The sequence below is a fragment of the Serratia sp. CMO1 genome (assembly GCF_015689115.1).
GTDB lineage: Bacteria > Pseudomonadota > Gammaproteobacteria > Enterobacterales > Enterobacteriaceae > Serratia > Serratia marcescens.
The window spans coordinates 4,365,102-4,389,121 of record NZ_CP065032.1 but is presented as its reverse complement, the minus strand read 5'-3'; the positions used below and the strand labels follow the sequence as shown (position 1 = coordinate 4,389,121).

Sequence of the window (24,020 nt, the reverse complement as noted above, 5' to 3'; positions counted from 1 at the left end):
GAGGTAGCCCATGGCTACGCAAATCTTCGTCAATCTGCCCGTACGCGATCTGCCCGCCTCAATGGCGTTTTTTACCCAGCTCGGCTTCAGCTTCAACCCGCAATTTACCGACGATACCGCCGCATGCATGGTGGTCAGCGACACGATTTACGTGATGCTGCTGACCCACGACAAATTCAGGATGTTTACCCCGAACCCGATCGGCGACGCCAATCAGGCCACCGAAGTGTTGGTGTGCCTGTCGCAACCCAGCCGGGTGGCGGTGGACGAACTGGTGCGCAAGGCGGTCGCCGGCGGCGGCAACACCTACCACCCGCCGCGGGACTACGGCGTGATGTACGGCCATGGATTTCAGGATCTGGACGGTCATATCTGGGAATTGATGTATATGGATCCCGCTGCGGTGCAGACGCAATAACCCCGCCATGACGGCGTTCGCCGGGGCGACCGTCGTCCCGGTTTTATCGCGCGAGCGCCATTCCCGCCGCTTTCTGCATAAATTGCCGCGATCTTTAGTTGATTAGACGCTAGGGAAGGCAGGATAATCGTTTGCCTTGAATAAACCACCATAAATCACCCGTACCGCGCGCTGCGAGTTAAACGTTTGCCTGGGTGCGCATCGCCGTTGGCGGTGTGGCATAAGGGCAAGGATGCGGAACGTGACGTAAACGATTACGTGGCGATCGGGCGCGGGCGAGATTACAGGCCTGCTGTGACGGGCCGATTCATGAAACACAGGGGAAGTAACCTATGTCGAACTCTCAAGCGAACCACGCCGCAAAACCAACCGGCGGGCTTGATGGCTATTTTAAAATTTCCGCGCGCGGCAGCAGCGTGCGTCAGGAGGTGGTGGCGGGGCTGACCACCTTCCTGGCGATGGTGTACTCGGTGATCGTGGTGCCGAGCATGCTGGGCAAAGCGGGTTTCCCGCCGGCGGCGGTGTTCGTCTCCACCTGCCTGGTGGCCGGTCTGGGGTCGCTGTTGATGGGGCTGTGGGCTAACCTGCCGATGGCCATCGGCTGTGCGATCTCGTTGACCGCCTTTACCGCCTTCAGCCTGGTGCTGGGCCAACACATCAGCATTCCGGTGGCGCTGGGCGCGGTGTTCCTGATGGGCGTGCTGTTTACCATTATCTCGGTCACCGGCATCCGCGCCTGGATCCTGCGCAACCTGCCGATGGGCGTGGCGCACGGCACCGGCATCGGCATCGGGCTGTTCCTGCTGCTGATCGCCGCCAACGGCGTCGGCCTGGTGGTGAAGAACCCGCTGGATGGCTTGCCGGTGGCGCTCGGCGCGTTCACCTCTTTCCCGGTCGTCATGACGCTGGTCGGCCTGGCGGTGATCTTCGGCCTGGAGAAACTGCGCGTGCCCGGCGGCATTTTGCTGGTGATCATCGCCATTTCCATCATCGGCCTGATCTTCGACCCGGCGGTGAAATACCAGGGGCTGTTCGCCATGCCGAGCCTGGCGGACGCTGACGGCAAATCGTTGATCTTCAGCCTGGACATCATGGGCGCATTGCAGCCGGTGGTGTTGCCGAGCGTGCTGGCGCTGGTGATGACCGCGGTGTTCGACGCCACCGGCACCATCCGCGCGGTGGCCGGGCAGGCCAATCTGCTGGATAAAGACGGGCAGATCATCAACGGCGGCAAGGCGCTGACCTCGGATTCCCTGAGCAGCATCTTCTCCGGCCTGGTGGGCGCCGCGCCCGCTGCGGTTTACATCGAGTCCGCCGCCGGCACCGCCGCGGGCGGCAAGACCGGCCTGACCGCCACCGTGGTCGGCATTCTGTTCCTGCTGATCCTGTTTCTGTCACCGCTGGCCTATCTGGTGCCGGTTTACGCCACCGCGCCGGCGCTGATGTACGTCGGCCTGCTGATGCTGAGCAATGTCACCAAGCTGGACTTCAACGACTTCGTCGACGCGATGGCCGGCCTGCTGTGCGCCGTGTTCATCGTGCTGACCTGCAACATCGTCACCGGCATCATGCTGGGCTTCAGTTCGCTGGTCATCGGCCGCATCTTCTCCGGCGAATGGCGCAAGCTGAACATCGGCACCGTGCTGATCGCCGTGGCGCTGGTGGCGTTCTACGCCGGCGGCTGGGCGATTTAAGCCGCTTGGGTTTCCCTCGCCCGCCGGGCGGGGGAGCCTGTTACGGCAATTCCCTTCTTAAGATAAGTCTTCTTCTGCTCTGCACCGCGTTTTGAAAGGCACAACAAGCTTTAACGGCTGTAAAAAAAGTGATCTACTATCGTGACCAACGCAGGCCCTGAGCCGATGTCGTCTGAATCGTAGAGTCTAAGGAAAGCATGGAAATCTTTTTTACAATCCTCATTTTGATCCTGGTGGTCTCCCTGTCCGGGGTGGTGACGCGCATGTTGCCGTTCCAGGTGCCGCTGCCGCTGATGCAAATCGCCATCGGGGCCCTGCTGGCCTGGCCGCATTTCGGGCTGCACGTCGATTTTGATCCCGAACTGTTCCTGGTGCTGTTCATCCCGCCGCTGCTGTTCGCCGACGGCTGGAAAACGCCGACGCGGGAGTTCCTGCATCACGGGCGTGAAATTCTCGGCCTGGCGCTGGTGCTGGTGCTGATCACCGTGGTCGGCGTCGGTTATCTGATCTACGCCATGGTGCCGGGCATTCCGCTGGTGGCGGCCTTCGCGCTGGCGGCAGTGCTGTCGCCGACGGATGCCGTGGCGCTGTCCGGCATCGTCGGCAAAGGGCGCATTCCCAAGCCGATCATGGGCGTGCTCGAGGGCGAGGCGCTGATGAACGACGCGTCCGGCCTGGTGTCGCTCAAGTTCGCCATCGCGGTGGCGATGGGCACTATGGTGTTCACCGTGGGCGGCGCGACCCTTGAATTCCTCAAAGTGGCGATCGGCGGCCTGCTGGCCGGCGTGGCGGTCACCTGGACCTACAGTAAATCGCTGCGGGTGATGAGCCGCTGGAGCGGCGACGATCCGGCGACCCAGATCGTGTTCCTGCTGCTGCTGCCGTTCGCTTCTTATCTGATCGCCGAACATATCGGCGTCTCCGGCATCCTGGCGGCGGTGGCGGCGGGGATGACCATCAGCCAGTCCGGCGTGATCCGCAACGCGCCGCTGGCGATGCGCCTGCGCGCCAACAGCGTGTGGGCGATGCTGGAGTTCGTGTTCAACGGCATGGTGTTCATCATGTTGGGCCTGCAGCTGCCGGGCATTCTTGAAACCTCCATCCTGCAGGCGGAGCTGGATCCGACCATCCAGACCTGGTATCTGTTCGCCGACGTGGCCACCATCTACGCCGCGCTGCTGGTGCTGCGTTTTACCTGGCTGTGGATAATGAAGAAGGCCAGCAACCGCTTTATGAAAAAGCGTCCGCTGCAGTTCGGCGATTACAGCACGCGTGAGCTGTGGGTGGCGTCGTTCGCCGGGGTGCGCGGGGCGATTACCCTGGCCGGCGTGCTGTCGATACCGCTGTTGCTGAGCGACGGCACTGCCTTCCCGGCGCGCTATCAGCTGGTGTTTATCGCCGCCGGGGTGATCCTGCTGTCGCTGATCGTCGGCGTGCTGGCGTTGCCGCTGCTGCTGCGCGGCGTGCAGGTGGCCGACAAGAGCGCCAGCAAGCAGGAAGAGCGCATGGCGATCGCCATGGCGGCCGAGGTGGCGATCGAGAGCGTGAATAAAATGGAAGAGCGCCTGGTTGCCGATACCGAAGAAAACCTCGATCCGCAGGTGTTGAAAGAGGTCAGCTCGCGGGTGACGGGCATGCTGCGGCGGCGTATCGCGTCGAAAGACGATATCGAGAATGCGCTGGCGATGGAAAACCTCGAGCGGCGTTTCCGCCTGACGGCGCTGCGCGCCGAGCGCGGCGAGCTGTACCACCTGCGCGCCACGCAGAAAATCAGCAACGAGACGCTGCAAAAACTGCTGCACGATCTCGACCTGCTCGAAGCGCTGTTGATCGAACGCGAAGGGTAAATCTCAGCAGAGGAATAAACGTTTTCCTCTTTTTTCTGTCCTGAAGGGCCGCCTGGGCGGCCCTTGTTTTTTGGCTACTTGAGCGGCGGCCAGTAGTCGCGGCAGCAGGCGATCCAGGCCTGCGCGCTGTGCGACAGGTAGCTGCCCTGGCGCCAGATCAGGCCGATTTTCCACTCCATGCGCGGCTCCAGCGGCAGCCAGACCAGGTTTTCCTTATCCAGCCAGCGGCAAACCGGCTCAGGCAGCATGGCGATGCCCACGCCGGCCTGCACCATCGAGGCGAGGAAGTCCCATTGGCCGCTGCGCACCGCGATTTGCGGTTCAAAACCGGCCTGGCGAAACGCCTTCATCAGCATCTTGTACAGCGCAAAGTCTTCGTTATAAATCAGGATCGGGCTGTCGGCCAATTCGGCGATATTGATGCGGGTGCGGTTGAGCCACTGCGGCGTGCGCGGCGCCACCACGCACATCGGGTGGCCCAGCAGCGGCAGAAAGGTCAGCGGCTGCGCCGAATCGAAGGGCAACACGGTCATCGCCAGATCCAGTTCGCCGGACATCACCGCCTGTTCGACCGACAGCCCGCCCAGTTCGGAAATCTTCAATTCGATGCCGGGGTAGGTCTGGCGAAAGCGGCGGATCAGATCGGCGATCTGCCTGCCGACCATTGGCGGAATGCCCAGCCGCAGCACGCCCTTTTTCACCGAGCTGATGTCTTCCAGTTCCGCCTCCAGCTGGCGGAATTCGTCGAGGATCGTCAGGCCGCGCTGGTACACCGCCTGGCCGCTGTCGGTCAGGCGCAGCTTGCGGCCTTCGCGGATCAGCAGCGTGCATTCCAGCTCTTCCTCCAGATGCCGCAGCATTTTGCTGATGGTGGGCTGGGTGACGAACAGTTTTTCCGCCGCGCGGGTGAAGCTTTGCTGGCGCACCACTTCAACGAAGTAGCGCAGGGTGCGGACATCCACGTTAGGGTTCTCCTTGGGGACGCTACCGGCGGGAAACTATTCCCGGACGGCATGATGACGATAATTTTAATTCATTTCAGGCGTGGTTTCCCGGCTGCGTATACTGTAGGCCGTCAATTTATTGTTCGAGGTCATCTTTCATGTCTCTGGCGTTACGCCGCGTTGCCCCCTCCCTGCTGACCCGTTTGCAGGTGCCGATCCAGGTGGCGTTGTATGCGGCGCTGTTCCTGATCGCCGATCGTCTGGTGCAACAATTCCACCTGCCGCTCCCCGCCAATATCGTCGGCATGCTGATGCTGCTGGCGCTGATCCTGCTGCGCATTCTGCCGCTCAGCTGGGTCAAGGCCGGCTCCCGCTGGCTGCTGGCGGAAATGCTGCTGTTTTTCGTGCCGGCGGTGGTGGCGGTGGTCAACTATGCCCAGCTGCTGATGGTCGAGGGCTGGAAGATCTTTCTGGTGATCGCGATCAGCACCATGCTGACGCTGGGCGCCACCGGGCTGGTGGTGGACAGGGTGTATCGGCTGGAGATTTGGCTGCAGCGGCGGAAGCAGCGCCATGAATGATTTTATCCTTAGCCTGGCCTGTTTTCTGGCGACGCTGGCGCTCTATTTCGCCAACAAGAAACTCTATCGCCGCCGCCGCACGTTGCTGCTGATGCCGCTGGTGCTGACGCCGATGATTCTGGTGTTGCTGCTGGTGGTCACCCACATCTCCTATCAGGACTACATCGGTGAAACCCACTGGCTGCTGTGGCTGCTGGGGCCGGCGACCATCGCCTTCGCGGTGCCGGTGTACGAGAACCTGCATATCATTCGTCGCCACTGGCTGTCGCTGACCGCCGGGGTGACGACGGCGGTGCTGGTGGCGGTGTACAGCTCGGTGTGGCTGGCGCGCCTGCTGACGCTGCCGGAAGAGGTGCAGCGCAGCCTGGCGGTGCGGTCGATCACCACGCCGTTTGCGCTGGAGGCCGCCAAGCAGATGGGCGGCCAGCCGGACCTGGTGGCGCTGTTCGTGGTGATCACCGGGGTGTTCGGCATGGCGGTGGGCGACATTCTGTTTCTGCGGCTGGCGGTACGCAGCCGCCTGGCGAAAGGGGCCGGATTTGGCGCATCGTCGCACGGCGCCGGCACCGCCCGCGCCTATGAACTGGGGCCACAGGAGGGCGTAGTGTCGAGCCTGGTGATGATGTTGGCCGGCATTATCACGGTGGTGGCCGCGCCACTGATCGGCCGGCTGATGTGGTAAGGAGGCGGTCTGCGGCGAACGGCGCCGCAGACCGTAGAGCGTCAAGGAAGGTTGCCGAGCATCGCCGGCGTGCGCGATGACTGGCGCAAGGCGCGTCCTATCTCCTCGTGGCTGAAGATAATAGAGTGATGATTGCAGGGCAACGGATGCACCTGCAGATGTTGGCAGATTGCCGACAGGCCATTGTCGGCAATCGCCAGCAGCTCCCGCTCATCGCCCAGGCCGGTGATATTCAGATTTGCATCTTCGGTCGCCTTGAACAGCGTGATGCGTGCATGTTGCAACGGTGTGCTGAGCGTTTGTTTCGCCAATGCCAGCTCCGTCGGCTCGGCCTTTAATGCCCGGTCGGCGGCCTCACCGTCAATACCCAGCATGGCCAGCATCGCCGCCAGCATGCCCGGCTCGCTGCGGATCTGGAATGGGGTTCGGTAGAAGGTATCAAGCAGGAACAGTTGGATATCGCGATAGCCTTGGCTTTCCAGTTGAGCTGCCATCTCCAGCGCGATCAGGCCCCCTAGCGACCAACCCAACAAACGGACGGGGCGCGCCGGCGACAGCCGCATATGGCCGAGATAATACGCCGCCAGCTCGCGTAGCGAAGTGATGTGCGGCTGTTGGAACAGGTTATAATTGTTGATGCCTAACACATTGAAATCTTTTTCTAAATAGTTCGCCAGATCGCGATAAACATCGCAACCGGTGACGGCGGGATGGATCATCCAAACGCTGTCGGGGGTGATGGCGTGGTTCAGGCGCTCTACCTGTTTAAAGGTAAAACTGGCCTGATTCAGACGCGTCAACAGCTGCTGCAGGGGTTCGGAGGTGGCTGGAGCCGTTGCGGGCACGCCGTCGGTGAGGATACGGGCCTGGCCGCGCAGCGTCGAGTGAGCAAACAGCGTCTTAATGCCTAACGAATGCCCGTGTCGCTTCAGTTTAACCAGCAGTTGAATGGCGTGCAGCGAATGGCCGCCCAGCGCGAAGAAATCATCGTCGCGGCCAATGCGCGTTGTGCCCAGCAGTTCGCTCCACAGTTCGGCCAACTGCTGTTCCAGCTCGCCTTGTGGGGCTTCATAAGCAGCGGTTTCCTGCATGTTGGCCGGTGCCGGTAACGCTTTGCGATCCAGCTTGCCGTTGGGCGACAGCGGAAAAGCATCCAGCCGGATAAAACAGGACGGTACCATAAAGTCCGGCAGGTGTTGCTGCAATTGCCGACGCCATTCGGCGGCGGCCGTTTGCTCTGGGGCGATGACATAGGCGACCAGGCGCTTGCCGCCGCTTTCGTCTTCCCGCGCCAGAATGGCCGCGTCTTCAACCCCTGAACACTGTCTGAGCTGTTGCTCGATCTCACCTAATTCAATGCGCAGGCCGTGGATTTTGACCTGGAAATCGTTTCTGCCCAGATACTCAATGTTGCCATCCGGCAGCCAGCGGGCCAGATCGCCGGTTTTATACAGGCGAGCCTGCGGCTCGGCGCTGAAAGGGTCGGCGATAAATCGCTCGGCGCTCAGCGCCGCGCGGTTCAGATAACCACGGGCAACCTGAATACCACCGATATGCAATTCGCCGGCGATGCCAGGCGGTAACGGTTGCAGTTGGTCATCCAGAATATGGAGCTGGGTATTGGCGATCGGTTTACCGATCGGTACCAGTGGGCGAGGATCATCGGGCAGGCATTGCCAACTGGAAACGTCTACGGCGGCTTCCGTCGGGCCGTAGAGATTGTGCAGTTCCGCCTGCGGCAACTGCTGCAGGCAACGTTGTACCGTAGCGAGCGGCAACGCCTCGCCGCTGCACACGATGCGTTTCAGGGAGGCGCACTGCGCCATATCGCCGTGGCGCAGAAACAGTTGCAGCATAGAGGGGACGAAATGCAGTGTGGTGACGCCATGTTGTGCGATGCAGGCGCTGAGATAATCCGGTTCCTGGTGACCGCCCGGTTTGGCGATGGCCAGCCGGGCGCCAACCATCATCGGCCAGAAAAACTCCCACACAGAGACGTCGAAGCTGAACGGCGTTTTCTGCAGCACGACATCATCCGGCGTCAGTGTATAAGCCTTTTGCATCCACAGTAGTCGGTTGATCACCCCGCGGTGTTCGTTCATCACCCCTTTGGGTTTCCCCGTCGAGCCGGAGGTGTAAATCACATAAGCCAGGCTGCGCTGTGGATCGGCGGCCAGCGGCGGCGGGTTGCCATCCGGCGCTTGCCGCCACAGATGACTCTCACGCTGAAGATGCAATCGCGGCACGGCGATATCGCGCAGCGGGTGCAGCGCGTGTTCGCCGCCATTGTCGATCAGAACGAATCTGGCGCCGCAATCTTGCAGCATGTGGCGCAGACGGTCTTGCGGATAGTCGGGATCGAGCGGTACATAGGCGGCGCCCGCCTTCAGGATGGCGTACAGGGCAATCACCATATCCGGGCTGCGGTTGACGCATACAGCGATGCGATCGTCAGGCTGTAATCCCTGCAGCCTGAGAAAGGCAGCCAATCGATTCGCCCGCTGATTCAGCTGTTGATAACTGATCTCGTGGTCTTCGTAGCACAGCGCCGGCGCTTCTGGCGTCAGCGCGGCCTGCCGTTCCAGGAATTGATGTACGCCTTGCGGCATGTCTGCCCATGTTTGTCGGGTTTCATTCCATTGATGGAAGATTTGCTGTCTTTCCTGCGGCAACAGCAGCGGCAACTGCCCCAGCGGCAGCGCCGGATCGCCGTCCAGTAGGGTGTTCAGCAGGTGCAGTATGCGGGCGGCGATGCGCTCACCGTCTTCCTGACTGAACCAGGCCTGATTGAAGTTGAACTCCAGCAGCGGGTCGTCGCCCGGATGGTAATGGCGCAGGTAGACGCCGAGGGGCAGCTGTTCCTGACCGTGGTGCAGGTTTTCAACCTTGAACTGGCTGCCCTCCAGTTCGATGTCGGTCGGAAAAACTTCCAGCGAAAAGCTGATGTCGAACAGCTGGCGCCGCTCCTGCTGATGCAGGTTCAACTGGCGGTTGAGTTCGGCAATGGGAAAACGCTGGTGACGATAACACTGGCGCAGCTCGCTGCCGATTTGCCGCAGTAAGTGGCCGAAGGATTGCTGTGAATCGACCGTGATGCGCAGTGGGATCATCGAGGAAAACATGCCCAAAGTTTGCTTATGTTCGGCGGTACTGCGGTTATGTACCGGCACGCCCAGCGTGAATTGATCGGTTTGCCAAATCCGGCCGAACCAGGTGGCCAGCAAAGCGCTAAAAAAATGCATGGCAGAACCGCCCTGTGCGGCGGCGTATTGTTCCAACTGAAGGAAACGCTCGCGTGGCAACCGCTTGATTATCTGATGACTGGGGTAGGTTTGTTGCTCACAGTGATTTTGGCGGCGTTCCAGCATGGAGGGGGGCGCGTCGATGAAACGCTTCAACCAGAAATCACGATCGCGCTCGTAGCGTGGAGACTGCTGATAGGCGCGATCGCTGATGACGAAGTCTTGGTAACGCGAGCGGGGGGCTTCGTTTTTTATCCCTGCTTTTAATTGTTTATAGCGCTCCATGATCATTTTGCTCAGCAGGGAAATTGAGGTGCCGTCCGCAATCAGATGATGGGAAGCAAGCAGCCATAGCGTGCTGGATCCGCTGACTTTGGCCAGGTGGCAGCGCCAAAGCAGGCCATCATACAGTGAATAAGGCTGCAGGAATTGAGAACGAAGGTGTGTTTCTGCCAGGCTGATGGCATCTTGCCCCTGCGAAAAATCATGGTAATGCAGGTCGATATAGGCCCGGTCGCAGGTTTCCTGGGTAATGCCTTGCGGCGTTTCTTTCAGCGTGGTTTGCAACGCATCATGTTGTTGCTGTATTTGCCGTATGGCTTCTTGAAAAAGCGGTAGCGAAATCTCGCGCTCTACGCGCCATAAACACCCAACGTTATATAAGGGGATATCGGGGTTTAAAGATTGGTCTAGCCACACGGCTTGTTGCACGGTCGTCAGGGAATAAGCGGACACGGAACCACCTCCACAAATAAGGAATGAATCAAATTAAATAAAGTGAGTCGCAGCCAAGCACTCGAACATTATAAAAGGTGATTATTAAGTTGGCCTGTTTTCACATTAAATATTTTTAATAGTTTTGTTTAATTATAATTAATTCAATGTTTTCATGATTAATGATTTATATTTTATTTATTTTTAAACTAATTTTTTGTCATTGCTTTTGTGGCGTGTTAATCACGATTGACTGGTTTCCCTGCGTGTCATCAGCAGGTGTGATGGTGTAATTCTATGTTTTGTTTGCGTTTTTTTATTTTTGATAAAAAGAGGCGGAGCTGAGGCGGATCGTGAGCGATAACGGAGTGGTATCTAAGCGGGCAAGTTCGATGGCTTCTCTGCCAGAGATAACAGGCTGAATCATAAAAAATTATAAAGAATTTCTTATGCTGTATTATTATAAAAGAAATAATAATGAATAATAAGAAATAAATCTTATTGTGATTTCATGCATTTCTTTATTCGTAATGCTGCTGTTAACTTTCATAGGATTATGGCGTTTCAATTAAACTGCGATGAATGATCCGTTATTGGGCGATTAATGGATTAACTTTAATGAGATAATAAATGTGAAACGTTGATGTCGAGTTGATACCCGAAATGAAAGACGCAACGAGAACCGTGTCTCGCTGCGGCTGGATCCTACGGGGGAGGTGCAGGTTAGCAGACGGCGGCTTTGATCAGTTCCACCACCAGCGGCGAAAGCTCGCCGCGCAACGCAGCGCGTTCTGATTGGAACAGCGTGGCGACGTAAAAACGCCGGCCCGGCAGTTCGATGGCGCGCACGTCGCCTTCGGCATCGTGGCCGCTGATAATCAGCGGGAAGCGCTCAAGGTCGGCGACGAAGTCCGGATTCACGCCAAAGTTGCAGTGGTAGCCTTCATGGGTGTTCAGGCAGCCGTAGGCCTGCGCGACGCGCGTGTCAGGCTGAAAAACGATGTCGCCGGTTTTTTCCACCAGCGAGCAGCTCAGCGGGGCGATCACCAACCGGCCACCGCTGTCGGTTTCCGCATGGCCGGCGTCGTGCCAGCCCATCACGTTGCGGGCGTACTCGATGATGGCGTACTGAAAACCGCCGCAGGAACCGAGAAACGGCACGTCGTTTTCCCGCGCATGGCGGATCGCCATAAAGGCGCCGTCGTCGTGTCGATACGGGCTGCCCGGCACCACCCAGATGGCATCGAAATCTTGCAGGACATCGGGGGAGGTCAAGGATTCGGTCGGTAGCCACTGGGGCTGCACGTCGATGTCGAGATGGGCGGCGGTGAGCTGGAGCGCCACGGGGATGGCCTGATGGGCCACGGCTTGCGGGTTGTAATCACCGACCAGAGCAATGCGGACTTGAGCTTTCATCATTTCCTTTCCTGTGCGGGTAAAGAAGGAGATTACAGGAAAGCGGGATTTTGAGCCGCAGATTTTTTAAACGCGGCGCACAAAAAAGCCCGGCGTCGGCCGGGCTGGAAAATGGGGCTCAGTACAGCGAGGGCGCACCAGCCGGTCGGGTTTTGAAGCGGCGGTGCAGCCACATGTATTGCTCCGGCGCCCGCATGATCTCTTTCTCGATCACTTTGTTCATGTAAGCCGCCGCCGCCTGTTCGTCGCTGAGCGGGTAGTCTTCCAGGGCCGGCTGGATCAGCAGGTCGTAGCCGCGGCCGCCTTCGCGGCGGATCAGCACCACCGGCACCAGCGCCGGGTTGGCCATGCGTGCCAGCATGAAGGTGCCGCTGGTGGTGGCGGCCTGATCGACGGCGAACAGCGGCGCGAATACGCTGCCGCGCGGGCCATAGTCCTGATCCGGCGCGAACCATACCGCCTCGCCGCGCTTGAGCGCGTGCACCATGCCGCGCAGATCCTTGCGGTCGATCATCGCCTTGTTGGAACGCATGCGGCCTTTGGTCTGCGCCCACTCCATCGCTTTATTGTTGTGCGGACGGTACATCGCCATCATCGGCTGGCACAGGCCCATTGCCCGGCCGCCCAGCTCCAGCGACATGAAGTGCACGCCGATCACCAGCACGCCGCGATCGTCGCGCTGCGCCATTTTGAGGTGGTTGATGCCGGAGACGTTGAACCAGCGTTTGACGCGTTTATCCGACCAGAACCAGGCCATGCCGGTTTCCAACAGGCCCATGCCGAGCGATTCGAAGTTGCCCACCACCTTGCGCTCGCGCTGCGCTTCGTCCATCTCGGGGAAGCACAGTTCTAGGTTGCGGCGGGTGATGGCGACGCGACGCTTAAGAAAGCGCATCGAGGTGCGCCCCATCCATACGCCAAGGCGGTTAAGCAGCGGGTAGGGGAGTTGCACCAGCAGGAACAACAGGGCCAGACCGAACCAGGTCAGCCAGTAGCGCGGGTGCAGCAAGGAAAGTTGAAATCTCTTTTGGCGTTTCATAGCAGCTCGTTTATGCGTTAGGGGGGTAGCAACCTGTAGCGCATAAAGGATCCACTCGATAGCGATACAACGACTCAGACACCCGGGGACGGCCAGGGTTTAGTCAGAATTCCATAATTGACTAAACATTTACATTCGAAGGGCGGTTTGCGCTGCTATCAGGCTTCGGAGGGATAGCTGTTGGCCAGCGGAGGCGGCTCTAGGAATGCGTATGTTAACACAGGGTACGGGGTTCAGAGGAAGAGAGGCATGCGAATATTCTCATTCGCATTGCCTCTGGATTGACGATTGGCGGCGGTTTACAGGCTGGGGAGGATGATGGCGGCGAAAATGGCGGCGATCACCAGCCATTTCAGCAGGTAGTAACCGCGGCGATTACGCGCCTTCAGGCGCTGGCCGGCGTCGCGCACCGCGTTGACGTATTTGAAGATGCGGTTGATGCCGCCGGTGCGGTCCTGATCGTCATTCGGCGAACTGGCCGCCGACATCAGCGTAGCGCCGACCCAGTGGTTGACCGCTTGCGCCCAGCGCCATTTCATGGGCCGCTCGACGTCGCAAAACAGAATGATGCGCGTCTGATCGGTGGCGTTCTGCGCCCAGTGCACGTAGGTTTCATCGAAGATCACCGCTTGGCCGTCGCGCCAGCTGTGCTGCTCGCCGTCCACCTCGATGAAGCAGCGATCGTCGTTGGGCGTCATCAGCCCCAGGTGATAGCGCACCGAGCCGGCGTAAGGATCGCGGTGTTTACCCAAATGGCTGCCGGGCGGCAGCTCGGCGAACATCGCCGCCTTTACGGATGGGATGCGGTTGAGCAGTTCGACGGTTTTCGGGCACAGCGTTTGCGCCGAAGGGTGGCTGTCGCTGTACCACTTCAGATAGAAACGTTTCCAGCCGCGTTTGAAGAAGGTGTTGAATCCGGCGTCGTTGTGCGACTGCGCCTTTTTGATGTGATCCTGCAAACGCACGGCTTCCTCGCGGATCACCTGCCAGTTGTCGGTCAGCGTCTGCAGCTCCGGGAAGCCTTTTTCGTCGAAATAGGGCTGTTTGGCGGGCAAACGGGAGAAGCCGGTCATAAACATGTTGATCGGCCCCATAAAGGTGGAGTGATCGAACAGTTGGCGGGTAAGCTTTTGTTTCTCTTTGCCGCGGGAGTGTGCGTAGAGGAAGCTGATGATAAAAATGCCGATAATGATCGCGGCAACCATAGAATCCATCCCTGTTGGTGCTTGTTAAAAATTCGTACAAATTATAGTTTTGTGACAGGAAAAATTTAACTTTTTCGTGCGCTTTCCCCGCTCATACTGTTTGGTGGCATAAAAAATCAATAAAACCGTTGGTAATGAAATTTTATATCGATTTTTTTGGTTTTAGTCCTATTCTTAAATCGTTCAAGGGGTGTTTCATGCCATCTTGTGTCATGACGAATGGCACGTATCTGAGAAAAGAGGGACTTATGAAGAAATCAATCATTGCCTTGTCTGCACTGCTGCTCGCTTCCCCGGTGTTCGCTGCTGAAACCGCGACCGACACCGCCGCTCACGCCAGCAACGAGGTCGTCGCTGAGGCGCATAAAGGGGCGGATACCGCCAAAGAAAAGCTGCACCAGTCTCAGGACAAGGGTGAAGAGCTGAAGCTGAAAGCCAAGCACGCCGCTGAAGGCAAGAGCGACAGCGTCGGCAGCAAAGTGAGCGAAGGCTCGCAAAAAGCCTGGCACTCCACCAAACAGGGTACGGAGAAGGCTTGGGACAAGACCAAGCAAGGGGCGGAAAGCCTCAAGAACAAAGTGACCGAGTAAGGTCTCCGCTTTACCCCAAGGGCCGCGCTGCGGCCTTTTTTATTGCCTGCAATCCAGAGCCGATGCCCCGCTTTGTCGCCCCGATTAAAACGTGAGAGTATTCTTCATCGATTGGCGACTCAATCGTAAGCAAGAAGGAAACGCTATGAAATCCCACTGGATAAGGCGTTTATTGACACCCCCACCAGCCTGGACAGGCAGAGCATCGGTTATCTTGGGCCTGCTGGTGTTTGTGGTGTTGAGCGGGCTGGATAGCCTGGGCGTGGATTTGGACGGGTGGAAGCGCTACGTGATGATCGCGGGCGTGGCGGGTATTTGCTATTTCTTTGCCGGATATATTGATAAGCGCATTCCGCGCAAATCCTCGCCCATGTAGGCACAAGTCAGAAAAAGAAAAAGGCGCTTATCAAATGAGATAAAGCGCCTTTTATCAACACGTTAACTGACTAGTATCAGTTCATGCCGTATTTTTTCAGCTTCTTGCGCAGCGTGCCGCGGTTGATGCCCATCATCAGGGCTGCGCGGGTCTGGTTGCCACGGGTGTATTGCATCACCATGTCCAACAGTGGCTGTTCAACTTCAGCCAGTACCAGCTCATACAGGTCATTTACGTCTTGACCGTTCAGTTGAGCAAAATAGTTCTTCAGTGCTTGTTTAACCGAGTCACGCAGAGGCTTTTGAGTCACCTGATCTTGTGAGTTAACGGTAGAAACGGTCAGTACGTCAGAATTTACGCGTTGTTCGAACATAGTTCTGTCAGCTCTTTTTTTACGCTAAGATTTTCGAAATATGCCTCCAACGCCTCCAGCTGTTCGCTGGCATCCTCTATGGCGTTGAATGTGCGCCGAAACTGGTCATTCGGAGCGTGTTCCTGGAGATACCAGGACACGTGCTTACGAGCAATCCGGAATCCCTTGCCTTGGCCATAGAAGCCGTGCAATTCCCGAATGTGCCCAATCAACAAGCGCTTCACCTCGCCAAGCGGCAGCGGCGGCAGCAACTCCCCAGTGTCCAGATAATGCTGGATTTCCCGGAAGATCCAGGGTCTCCCCTGAGCAGCGCGGCCTATCATCAGGGCATCGGCCCCGGTGTAGTCAAGCACTGCTCTGGCTTTATGCGGGTCAGTAATATCCCCATTCGCGATAATCGGAATGGAAACACTCTGCTTAACTGCCCGAATGCTGTCGTATTCCGCGTCGCCGTTAAACAGACAGGCGCGGGTTCGGCCGTGAATCGTCAGGGCCTGAATACCACAGTCTTCGGCCAGTTGGGCAATCTCTACACAGTTACGATGCTCTGGCGCCCAGCCGGTGCGAATCTTCAGCGTTACCGGCACATCCACCGCGTCAACCACCGCGTGGAGGATCCGTTTAACCAGATCCGGGTACTGCAACAAAGCGGACCCGGCAAGCTTCCGGTTCACTTTTTTGGCCGGGCATCCCATATTGATGTCGATGATCTGCGCGCCGCTGGCCACGTTGATACGCGCGGCGGCGGCCATATCATCAGGATCGCATCCGGCAATCTGCACGGAGCGGATCCCTGGTTCATCGCTATGCACCATACGCAGACGCGACTTATCCGTCCGCCACACCTCCGGGTTGGAGGAGAGCATTTCGGATACGGCCATCCCAGCACCCATTGCATGACAGAGGGTTCTGAACGGGCGATCTGTAATACCGGCCATCGGGGCCGCAATCAGGCAATTAGTAAGCTGGTGGTGTCCAATGCGCATAGACAAAGAGTGACCATACTGTGTCCGCAAGGGCGCGTATATTACGCATTTTTGCGCCGAGATGAAAGGCCAAACTTTAACCAATTGGCTCGCTATTAGGGCAAAAAATGCGCTGCGCAGTGATTCATAAAAATATTGTATATATTTTACAATGAGTTGACGAAAAGCGCTTGTTTTGTGTGCGGTAAAATATTCGCCTTTGCACAGGATATTATCTGCATTCGCCCGCTATTTTTGCCGGGATAGCCTGCCTGGAAGGCGCATTGTCAGGGCGATCCATCGTTGAAAGGCGAAAAATTGCATAAAATTTTGTCTTGCCCGTGGCCGATCGCCGGACAAAAAAAATCCACCGGCGAGGGGCCGGTGGATGAGGGAGCAATATACCGTGGCGCTTATTTACGGCGGCCGGTGATACGGCACCACTCTTCGCGCTCGGCGACCGGATCGAGCGTGAACTTCTCTTCGTAGGCTTCCGCTACGCTGCTCGCCTGGCTGGCCAGCACGCCGGACAGCCCCAAATGACCGCCGGCCTTCGGCAGGCAACCGATCAGCGGCGCCAGTTCGCGCAGCGGGCCGGCGAGGATGTTGGCGACCACCACGTCCGCCAGCAGGTCCGCCGGCTGGTCTTTCGGCAGATACAGCTCCAGACGCTCTGAGACGCCGTTACGCTGCGCGTTGTCGCGGCTGGCCTGAATGGCCTGGGGATCGATGTCGATGCCGATAGCGCGCGCCGCACCCAGCTTCAGCGCGGCGATAGCCAGAATGCCGGAACCGCAGCCGAAGTCGATGACGGTTTTGCCGGCCAGATCGAGGCCGTCCAGCCACTGCAGACACAGCGCGGTGGTCGGGTGGGTGCCGGTGCCGAACGCCAGGCCCGGATCGAGCATCACGTTAACCGCGTCAGGATCCGGCACGTCGCGCCAGCTCGGGCAGATCCACAAGCGCTCGCCGAAGCGCATCGGGTGGAAGTTGTCCATCCATTCGCGCTCCCAGTCCTTGTCTTCCAGCTGTTCTATCTTGTGGCGGAAACCGGCGCCCAGCAGCGGGTGCTGCTCCAGCATCGCCACCACCTCGGCCATATCGGTTTCCGCGTCGTACAGGCCGATCACATCGGTATCGCCCCACAGCAGGGTTTCACCCGGCAGCGGCTCGAACACCGGGTTGTCGTGGGTGTCCTGGAAGGTCACCGACACGGCGCCGCTTTCCACCAGCGCGTCGCTCAGGTCTTCCGCCTGGCTGCCGGTGGTGTTCAGTTTGAGTTGGATCCAAGGCATAGCAATTCTCTTCAAGAGGGTAATGATGACGCCGCCCGGCGCTTTTCGCCGACGACGTTACCGAGATAAAACGCCAACAGGCTGAGCAACAGCGAAGGCACGATAGGATGCAGCCCCGCCGGTTGCAGGTTGAAGCTGGCCAATAGCGTATAGCATACCGCACCCGACACCATTGAGCTAAGCGCTCCCTGAGCATTGGCGCGTTCCCAATACAGACCCAGCACCAGCGGCCACAGGAACACCGCCTCCAGCCCGCCGAAAGCCAGCAGGTTGAGCCAGATGATCATCTCCGGCGGGCGCCAGGCCGCCAGCAGCACCAGCAGGCCGAGGATCAGCGTGGTCAGGCTGGAGAAGCGCTTGATCAACCGCTCGTTGTGGATCTGCTGCGGCCGCACGCCCAGGTAGAGATCCTTGATGATGGTGGCGGAGGACTGCAGCAGTTGGGCGTTGATGGTCGACATGATCGCCGCCATCGGCGCCGCCAAAAAGATCCCGGCGGCGTACGGCGGCAACACGGTGATCATCAGCGTCGGGATCACCTGGTCGGGGATCTTGAGATCCGGCAACACCGCGCGGCCGAGCGCGCCGGCCAGGTGCATGCCGAACATCAGCACCGCCACCACCACGGTGCCGAGCAGAATGCCGCGATGCACCGCCTTGCTGTCCTTGTAGGAGATGCAGCGCACGGCGGTGTGCGGCAGGCCGATCACCCCGAAGCACACCAGGATCCAGAATGACGCCATAAACGGCAGACTGAGGATCTGATCGCCGCCCTGCGGCGACACCAGCGCCGGATCGATCTGCTGCAGTTTGCTCACAGCGCTGTCCAGTCCGCCGGCGGCATGGATCACCGCCACCAGCAGCAGCACGGTGCCGAGCAGCATCACCAGCCCCTGCATGGCGTCGTTCAGCACGCTGGCGCGGAAGCCGCCGAAGGCGGTGTACAGCGCAATGCTGATGCCGAAGATCAACAGGCCGGTGTCGTAAGGAATGCCGGCGGCGGTCTCCAGCAGGCGTGCGCCGCCGATGAACTGCACCGTCATGGCGCCGAGGAACGCCACCAGCAGGCTGAGGCTGGCCAGCCACACCAGCAGGCGGCTTTGGTAGCGGCCATACAGCATGTCATTGAGAGTAATGGCGTTGTAGCGCCGCGCCAGGATGGCGAATTTCTTGCCCAGCACGCCGAGCGACAGCCACACCGCCGGCAGTTGGATCATCGCCAGCAGCACCCAGCCCAGGCCATATTTGTAGGCGGCGCCAGGCCCGCCGATAAACGAACTGGCGCTGATGTAGGTGGCGGTCAGGGTCATCGCCAGCACAAAGCCGCCCATCGAGCGGTTGCCGAGGAAATATTCGCTGAGGAAGTTTCCGTTCTGGCGGCGCCGATAGGCGTACACCGACAGGCCGAACACCAGCAACAAGTAGGCGACCAGCGGCAGGATCACTTCAGTTTGCATCGCGGTCCTCCAGCGAAATGTCGCGGAACACCGTGCGCACCATCAGCCAGCACAGGCCGATGAACAGCAGTGGCACCAGCAGGCAGGCCATTTCGAACCAGTGCGGCAGGCCGGTGACGCCGATGGCGCTGTCCGGCAGGTAGGCCGCCAGCCCCCAGGCCAGCAGGTAGAGCAGCGTCAGCCCCAGCGCCCAGCGCGCTTCGCGGTGCGCCTGAATAAAGCGTTTGTCCATCAGTGTCCCCCATAGGTTTACGATGATGGCTTGTGACAAGAACAGATGAAGGAACAGGATTGTACGGAATGTGCGGCGTTTGGCTAATAAATTATTCACCTTTCCGGTGAACGCAACGGGGCGATGGAAAGAAAAGAGAGGGGTAAATATAAAAATTTTTGCCGGTTTATTTCGATGAGAAAATAATTAAAGAGAATGGGAAAGGAATGGGGTTTATATTGGTTGGCGCAACCGGAATCGAACCAGGTGACCTCTGTGAAGTATGACACAGCGCTCTACCACTGAGCTACACGCCTGCAATAAACAAATTTATAACATCTCATAATCATTCATGTAAATAGATTTCTTTTATTTTTTGGCATTAAATAAATCGTTCGATTAAATAATAACCTGCATATCCTTCGCGATTTATTTACTGTGATTAATATCACGATAAAGCCGCCCCGTTAATGTGCTTAAACAAGGGCGGCGTTAATTAGCGGATTAACAATGTCACACGGTTATCGTTCTTTTCTCAGATATTCTTTCTGAAATAGTATAAAGAACGATGACGCCGATGCATAAAAAGAACATCACGGCATACAGGGCGCCACCGCCACCTTGTTTTAACAGCAAACCGCCGACAAAAGGGGCGAGCGCCAGGCCAAATTCGTAAAACGTGGCGGCACCGAAGTAAGCCCCTTTTAGGTTAGCCGGCGCCATACGATCAATTTGTATATTGAGCGTAGGGAACAGGATGACTTCACCGAGGCTGAGCAGGAACATGGCGACCAACCACAGCCCCCAGCTTTCACTGGAAACCAGCAGGAAGACAATTTGTGAAAGCGCGAGAAAGAACACGCCCAGGCTGGTTTTCAGTGCCAATGACATGCGACGGGTAAAGCGCTCGGTGAAATACTGCAGCGTTATCACCGTGGCTGCATTGATGAATATCAGCACGCTGAGCAGGTATTCGGGGTTGTGCACCTGGCTGATCATGAGGTATTGCGGCAGCGTCACGTCGATCTGCCCGTAGACCAGCATCACCAAAATGTTGGCGACAACCAAAACCTTGAACGCCTGATCGTTCCAGATAATCCGCAAAGAGCCAATGAACGAGAAGGTGGCGTTGCGCGTTTCTTTACCGTGCCCCGCTTTGAATACCGCGAGCACCAGCAGCAAATAGCAAAGGAACGACAATGCGGTGACGAAGAAGGTGGCCTTCTGCGCCGTCAGCCCGAGAGCGACACCCACTAATGGGCCTACGGCTGCGCCCACGTTCATCAGGAAGTAGCGGATGTTCAACGCGCGTTCTCGCTCTTGCCTGTCATGGAGAATATCGCCGATCACCGCTTTGCTGGCGGGTTCGATCAATGAGCGCGAAATGCCATTGAGTAAAATACCGACAAAATACCACGCCGGTGAGTTGGCCAACGCAAGTACGCTAAATGAAATGATAGCGGCAATTGCACCGAGAATAATCAACGTGCGACGGCCATATTTGTCTGAAGCGCCACCGAAGAGATAGCCGAAAGAAATAGACACGATAAGTGATACGCTCATCATGACGCCGATTTCCACCGGAGTCATCGCGTAGTTATTTCTCATGAGAATGGTAATGAATGGCCAAATCATGAAAAAGCAGGCGCGCGTCAAAAACGTCCCGATAAAGATAACCCATATTTCTTTTGGGAAATAAGGGATGAATGTTGACCTCAAGGCGGTTTCTCCTTAAATGTTGCTCGTCGTCTGTTGAACCGAGTGTATTACACCTTTTCCAAACTTTCCTTTTCCCATCGGTTAGCCAGAGTGAGTAACGGCGTCACTCCGGCCTCTCTAATCCTCGCGATGAGATTTTTCCGCTGATCGAAGATAACCGGATGCGGGCTGATGCCTTGAATAATCGCGGCGACAGTCGCCGAGACTGGCGCGCTATGCGCCAGCGTTGGAATCGCCAGAACGTTCATGCAGTATTCAAACATGGAATCGACGGAGTTCAATTTACCCAACATCAAGAACGTCATTTCATCTCCGACGAGGGTAGCGCCAAGGCTGTCGAATATCATTTTGACTTGCGCCACGGGCTTCTCTTTCAGATGGAAACTGAGCAGTGCGCGGAACTGGTCGCGATTCAGACGGCCCTGTTTCATCTCGTCATTCAGCATGGCGAGTGCCTGGCGTACATAATTTTCCTCTTCGTTGAACAGATCTGCCGAAGCGCAGCGGAAATGCTGTTTGAGGAAATACCAGTGAAAGACATATTTGCCGTCGAATTCGAGGCGAACAACGTTGGTGAAGTCTTCCAGATCGTGCCGTTCCGGGTGGAATTCGCTGAGATCGCAACGAATATCGATGCCGGAAGAGGAGGCGATTCTGCGGCAAATGGTGGCGATATCAGCTTCGCCCAATAGCGCTTGCAGCATATGCTGCATGTTGTTACCGCCGGCGGCCAACTCGCAATAGGCGTCTTTGCCTGGCGTCAGGTATTTGATTCGGCTGTCGCGTGCATTGAGTGATGAGGCAATCTCAGCCCACTGGTTATGTACTTCCTGGCTTCTGATCGTTTCCAAACGAGGGTTTTTTTCATAGAACGCGATGACGCGCGGATCGACAGCCAGGCCGCTGCGTTTGAGTATTCCGGCGTCAAGCTGCGCGCTTGCTTGGTTTTTCACCAGGACATTGATGAAGTTGCGCAGCGAACTCTCCCCGCAATCTGAGAACGAGACGTCAGAATCCGGCGCGGGGCGGCAGGTTTTGGTGATGCACAGCGGCGGAAAATAGCGGCCGTACACTTCGCGATCGTAGTAGTCATGGCAGCGATCGGGGAAGTGCGTCTCGCCCGTCGCCGTTTCGCCGAACAGCTCCCCGCTCAGCTCCCGCAGTTGCTGCATGTAGGCGGTCAACTTGCCGAAGTTACCCTTGCATTTCAGCCACAGCGCCGCGTTGAGCAAATGAAACACCTCTCTGTCGTGCCCGGCGGTGCGGCTGGCCGCGATCAGTAAACGACATAAATTGTGCAACTCGGCCAGCAAGCTGTCGCGATCTGCACAGTGGATACCGACGTAATCCTGCACACGTCGCGGCAGATAGCGGTGATACTTGTTGAAAGGCAGATGCAATGCAATGAAGTCGGCGCTGAATCCCTCAGTTTGCAGCCGTGCGACGGTGCTTTCGGTAAAACTTTCCGCCAGCATGCTGGCGCGCAAGGTGGCTTCATCTTTTTGCCGGCGGGCATGTTCGACGGCGGCCTGCGCGTTTTGCCAGGCGGGGAACAGGCCGGCTTGATGCACGGCTTCTTGCTGCGCCGCATTCACGCGTGCTTCCAGCTCGGCGATTTCGGCATTGAGCGCCAACAGTTGCGCCTCTTTATTTTCCGCAGCGCTCTTGCCCAGCGCTTTTTTACCGGCTTTTAGCGCGGCGATCGCGGTTCGAAGTGGCGGGATCCGTGACGGCTGCGCTTTGGCGGCATTTTCCGCCTGTTGCAGGATCTGGTTCAGCGCTTTTTCTTGCGCTTTCAAATGGGCGCCGAGGGAGAGCGCTTCGCGTTCTGCGGCCGCGATCTGCGCTTTTGTGTCCTCGAACTGTTGCAGCACGCTGTCGCAAAGCCGGCGTATTTGCACAGAAAGCCGATGTTGCTGCTCAATGGCAGCGTGAAAGTCCGTTTCATCTCGTACATGCTGATATAACGAGGCTATATCATTGTCGGTGAAACGTTGGCTGCTCATGAAAGCCACCAGCCGTGCAAGGGTAGAGGGGGAAAACCAGGTGAACGGGTTCTTCACCTCTTTGCTTACGTCAAACTCGACCAGGTCAGTACGGTAGAACAATGCGCGCGCCACCTGGCCGATCGGGTGATCGGCGCCAAGAAAACGGTAATACTTTTCCGCGAGTTCGTTGTTGCACCAGAGCACCCCGTACAGTGGCGAAAGAAAACGATACTCAGGGCGTAACGGCATGTAGAGATCGCGGAAAGTCTGTCTGGTTTGATCGGTCGTCATCAGCTAAAACCTTGGATGATGTTTTTTAACTTGAGCGCCGCCTGGTGGATTTGTTGTTGTTCATCCTGATTGGGCATCAGCGACAGCGGCGTAAAGACGTCGTCGCGCAGAGCCAGCGGCCAGGACATGAACACGCCCAGTTCCGGCAGCCAGACCGAACCGCAGCAGGGGGTTTCGTCCCGTTGGATGATGCGCTCAAGCAAGATAAGAATGGAGGCGGACGGGCCATATTTAGGAGGGCGCCGCATTTTGTGAAATATGTCCAACCCTTGATTGCGGGTATCGGTGACGATTTGCGCCAGCGCCTGTGCCGAAAGTACCTGGTTCAGCGGTCCCTCGTCGGTTGTTACCTGGCTGAGCAAGGGCACCAACCCGGCGCCGTGCTCGCCGCAGACTGTCAGGCTACGCGCGTCGATGCGCTGCATGTCGATCCCGGAAATGCGGCAGATACTTTTCAGCAGCCTGGCGGTATTGTGCGCGGCGCCGATACCTATCACCCGGCAGCGAGAGTCGAGCAGGATTTTATCGATGTAATAGCTGATGCTATCCACCGGATTGACCGCATTGATGATGTGACAGCCGGGAGCAATGAAGGGTTTGGCTCGGCTAAAAATGGCCTCGCTGAGCCGTACGTGATCGTCCAGCAACGCCTGGCGGTCATGCATCGGAAAGGTTGAAGGCACGCCATAGCAACAGAGGATCACGCCAGCCCCCTCGATGTGGCGGTAGTCATCCGTCACAACAATCTTGGGTAAAGACGTTCGGTTATGGCGTGAGAAGAGCGCTTCCGCCAGCAGGCCATCAAGAATATCTTCGCAAACGGCTGAATACTTTTCGGTATTTCGGCAGATGATCACGACTTCATTGACGCTGCCACGTCGCTCGGTCGTACTTAACAGCGCGTTTAGCGTCTCTTGCCCAATGCCGCCGAATCCCAATAAAACAATTTTCATGACCGCTCCTGATGACCTGC

At 57.7% G+C, this 24,020-nt stretch carries 20 protein-coding genes and 1 tRNA gene; 7 read left to right on the top strand and 14 right to left on the bottom strand.

Translation table 11 applies throughout. From position 1 onward, the window contains the following. Window positions 1-10 precede the first annotated feature (10 nt). The 3 genes from IT763_RS20890 (at window position 11) to IT763_RS20880 (ending at window position 3,959) form a co-directional block, all read left to right on the top strand. A complete protein-coding gene (locus IT763_RS20890) occupies window positions 11-418 on the top strand; it encodes a VOC family protein (protein ID WP_016930256.1) in 408 nt (135 codons plus the stop codon). Between the two features lie 332 nt (window positions 419-750). Further along, complete coding sequence (locus tag IT763_RS20885; protein ID WP_004936819.1) at window positions 751-2,112, top strand: NCS2 family permease; 1,362 nt, start codon at window positions 751-753, stop codon at window positions 2,110-2,112. Between the two features lie 197 nt (window positions 2,113-2,309). Beyond that, a complete protein-coding gene (locus IT763_RS20880) occupies window positions 2,310-3,959 on the top strand; it encodes a Na+/H+ antiporter (protein ID WP_016930255.1) in 1,650 nt (549 codons plus the stop codon). Between the two features lie 74 nt (window positions 3,960-4,033). Here IT763_RS20880 and IT763_RS20875 read toward each other — a convergent pair whose 3' ends face one another. Next, window positions 4,034-4,921: a LysR family transcriptional regulator gene (locus IT763_RS20875; protein WP_016930254.1), complete on the bottom strand. Its 888-nt coding sequence runs from the start codon at window positions 4,919-4,921 to the stop codon at window positions 4,034-4,036. A 140-nt stretch (window positions 4,922-5,061) separates the two neighbouring features. Here IT763_RS20875 and IT763_RS20870 point away from each other — a divergent pair, with 140 nt between their 5' ends. Both IT763_RS20870 and IT763_RS20865 read left to right on the top strand, forming a co-directional pair. After that, the gene (locus IT763_RS20870) at window positions 5,062-5,484 is read left to right on the top strand and encodes a CidA/LrgA family protein (protein WP_028127545.1); all 423 of its coding nucleotides are present in this window, start codon (window positions 5,062-5,064) and stop codon (window positions 5,482-5,484) included. Then, on the top strand, window positions 5,477-6,166 hold the full coding sequence (locus IT763_RS20865) for an LrgB family protein (protein ID WP_004936833.1): 690 nt from the start codon (window positions 5,477-5,479) through the stop codon (window positions 6,164-6,166). Before IT763_RS20870 ends, IT763_RS20865 begins: the two co-directional genes overlap by 8 nt. A 41-nt stretch (window positions 6,167-6,207) precedes the next feature. Here IT763_RS20865 and IT763_RS20860 read toward each other — a convergent pair whose 3' ends face one another. The 4 genes from IT763_RS20860 to lpxO all read right to left on the bottom strand — a co-directional run bounded on the left by IT763_RS20860 (window position 6,208) and on the right by lpxO (window position 13,782). Then, a complete protein-coding gene (locus IT763_RS20860) occupies window positions 6,208-10,143 on the bottom strand; it encodes a non-ribosomal peptide synthetase (protein WP_206194976.1) in 3,936 nt (1,311 codons plus the stop codon). Window positions 10,144-10,845: 702 nt separating this feature from the next. Continuing rightward, window positions 10,846-11,538, bottom strand: coding sequence for a CTP synthase (locus IT763_RS20855; RefSeq protein ID WP_049299941.1), 693 nt, complete (start codon window positions 11,536-11,538; stop codon window positions 10,846-10,848). Between the two features lie 118 nt (window positions 11,539-11,656). Next, window positions 11,657-12,577: a kdo(2)-lipid IV(A) palmitoleoyltransferase gene (gene lpxP, locus IT763_RS20850; RefSeq protein ID WP_033636183.1), complete on the bottom strand. Its 921-nt coding sequence runs from the start codon at window positions 12,575-12,577 to the stop codon at window positions 11,657-11,659. A 299-nt stretch (window positions 12,578-12,876) separates the two neighbouring features. Next, window positions 12,877-13,782, bottom strand: a complete 906-nt coding sequence (gene lpxO, locus IT763_RS20845) for a lipid A hydroxylase LpxO (RefSeq protein WP_004936848.1) — start codon at window positions 13,780-13,782, stop codon at window positions 12,877-12,879. Between the two features lie 248 nt (window positions 13,783-14,030). On the opposite strand from lpxO, the gene IT763_RS20840 reads away from it, so the two are divergent. Then, window positions 14,031-14,372: a hypothetical protein gene (locus IT763_RS20840; protein WP_046897212.1), complete on the top strand. Its 342-nt coding sequence runs from the start codon at window positions 14,031-14,033 to the stop codon at window positions 14,370-14,372. Window positions 14,373-14,517: 145 nt separating this feature from the next. Beyond that, window positions 14,518-14,748 carry a hypothetical protein gene (locus IT763_RS20835; RefSeq protein ID WP_131165448.1) on the top strand — a complete coding sequence of 77 codons (231 nt, stop codon included), beginning with the start codon at window positions 14,518-14,520 and terminating at the stop codon, window positions 14,746-14,748. A gap of 76 nt (window positions 14,749-14,824) precedes the next feature. On the opposite strand, the gene fis is transcribed toward IT763_RS20835, so the two are convergent. The 9 genes from fis to IT763_RS20790 all read right to left on the bottom strand — a co-directional run bounded on the left by fis (window position 14,825) and on the right by IT763_RS20790 (window position 24,000). Further along, on the bottom strand, window positions 14,825-15,121 hold the full coding sequence (gene fis / locus IT763_RS20830) for a DNA-binding transcriptional regulator Fis (protein ID WP_000462905.1): 297 nt from the start codon (window positions 15,119-15,121) through the stop codon (window positions 14,825-14,827). After that, a complete protein-coding gene (gene dusB, locus IT763_RS20825; protein WP_004936856.1) occupies window positions 15,103-16,107 on the bottom strand; it encodes a tRNA dihydrouridine synthase DusB in 1,005 nt (334 codons plus the stop codon). Before dusB ends, fis begins: the two co-directional genes overlap by 19 nt. 392 nt (window positions 16,108-16,499) lie before the next feature. After that, on the bottom strand, window positions 16,500-17,381 hold the full coding sequence (gene prmA / locus IT763_RS20820; RefSeq protein ID WP_016930246.1) for a 50S ribosomal protein L11 methyltransferase: 882 nt from the start codon (window positions 17,379-17,381) through the stop codon (window positions 16,500-16,502). 11 nt (window positions 17,382-17,392) lie between these two features. Further along, entirely contained in the window at window positions 17,393-18,838 is a 1,446-nt protein-coding gene (gene panF, locus IT763_RS20815; protein ID WP_004936863.1) for a sodium/pantothenate symporter, read from the bottom strand. Next, window positions 18,828-19,070: a YhdT family protein gene (locus IT763_RS20810; RefSeq protein WP_004936865.1), complete on the bottom strand. Its 243-nt coding sequence runs from the start codon at window positions 19,068-19,070 to the stop codon at window positions 18,828-18,830. Before IT763_RS20810 ends, panF begins: the two co-directional genes overlap by 11 nt. Before the next feature lie 219 nt (window positions 19,071-19,289). Next, window positions 19,290-19,366: transfer RNA gene (locus tag IT763_RS20805), tRNA-OTHER, on the bottom strand. A 196-nt stretch (window positions 19,367-19,562) separates the two neighbouring features. Next, a complete protein-coding gene (locus IT763_RS20800) occupies window positions 19,563-20,768 on the bottom strand; it encodes an MFS transporter (RefSeq protein ID WP_016930245.1) in 1,206 nt (401 codons plus the stop codon). 47 nt (window positions 20,769-20,815) lie between these two features. Then, the gene (locus IT763_RS20795) at window positions 20,816-23,047 is read right to left on the bottom strand and encodes a cell envelope integrity protein TolA (RefSeq protein WP_206194975.1); all 2,232 of its coding nucleotides are present in this window, start codon (window positions 23,045-23,047) and stop codon (window positions 20,816-20,818) included. Next, window positions 23,047-24,000 carry a hypothetical protein gene (locus IT763_RS20790; RefSeq protein WP_079450126.1) on the bottom strand — a complete coding sequence of 318 codons (954 nt, stop codon included), beginning with the start codon at window positions 23,998-24,000 and terminating at the stop codon, window positions 23,047-23,049. Before IT763_RS20790 ends, IT763_RS20795 begins: the two co-directional genes overlap by 1 nt. Between the last annotated feature and the right edge of the window lie 20 nt (window positions 24,001-24,020).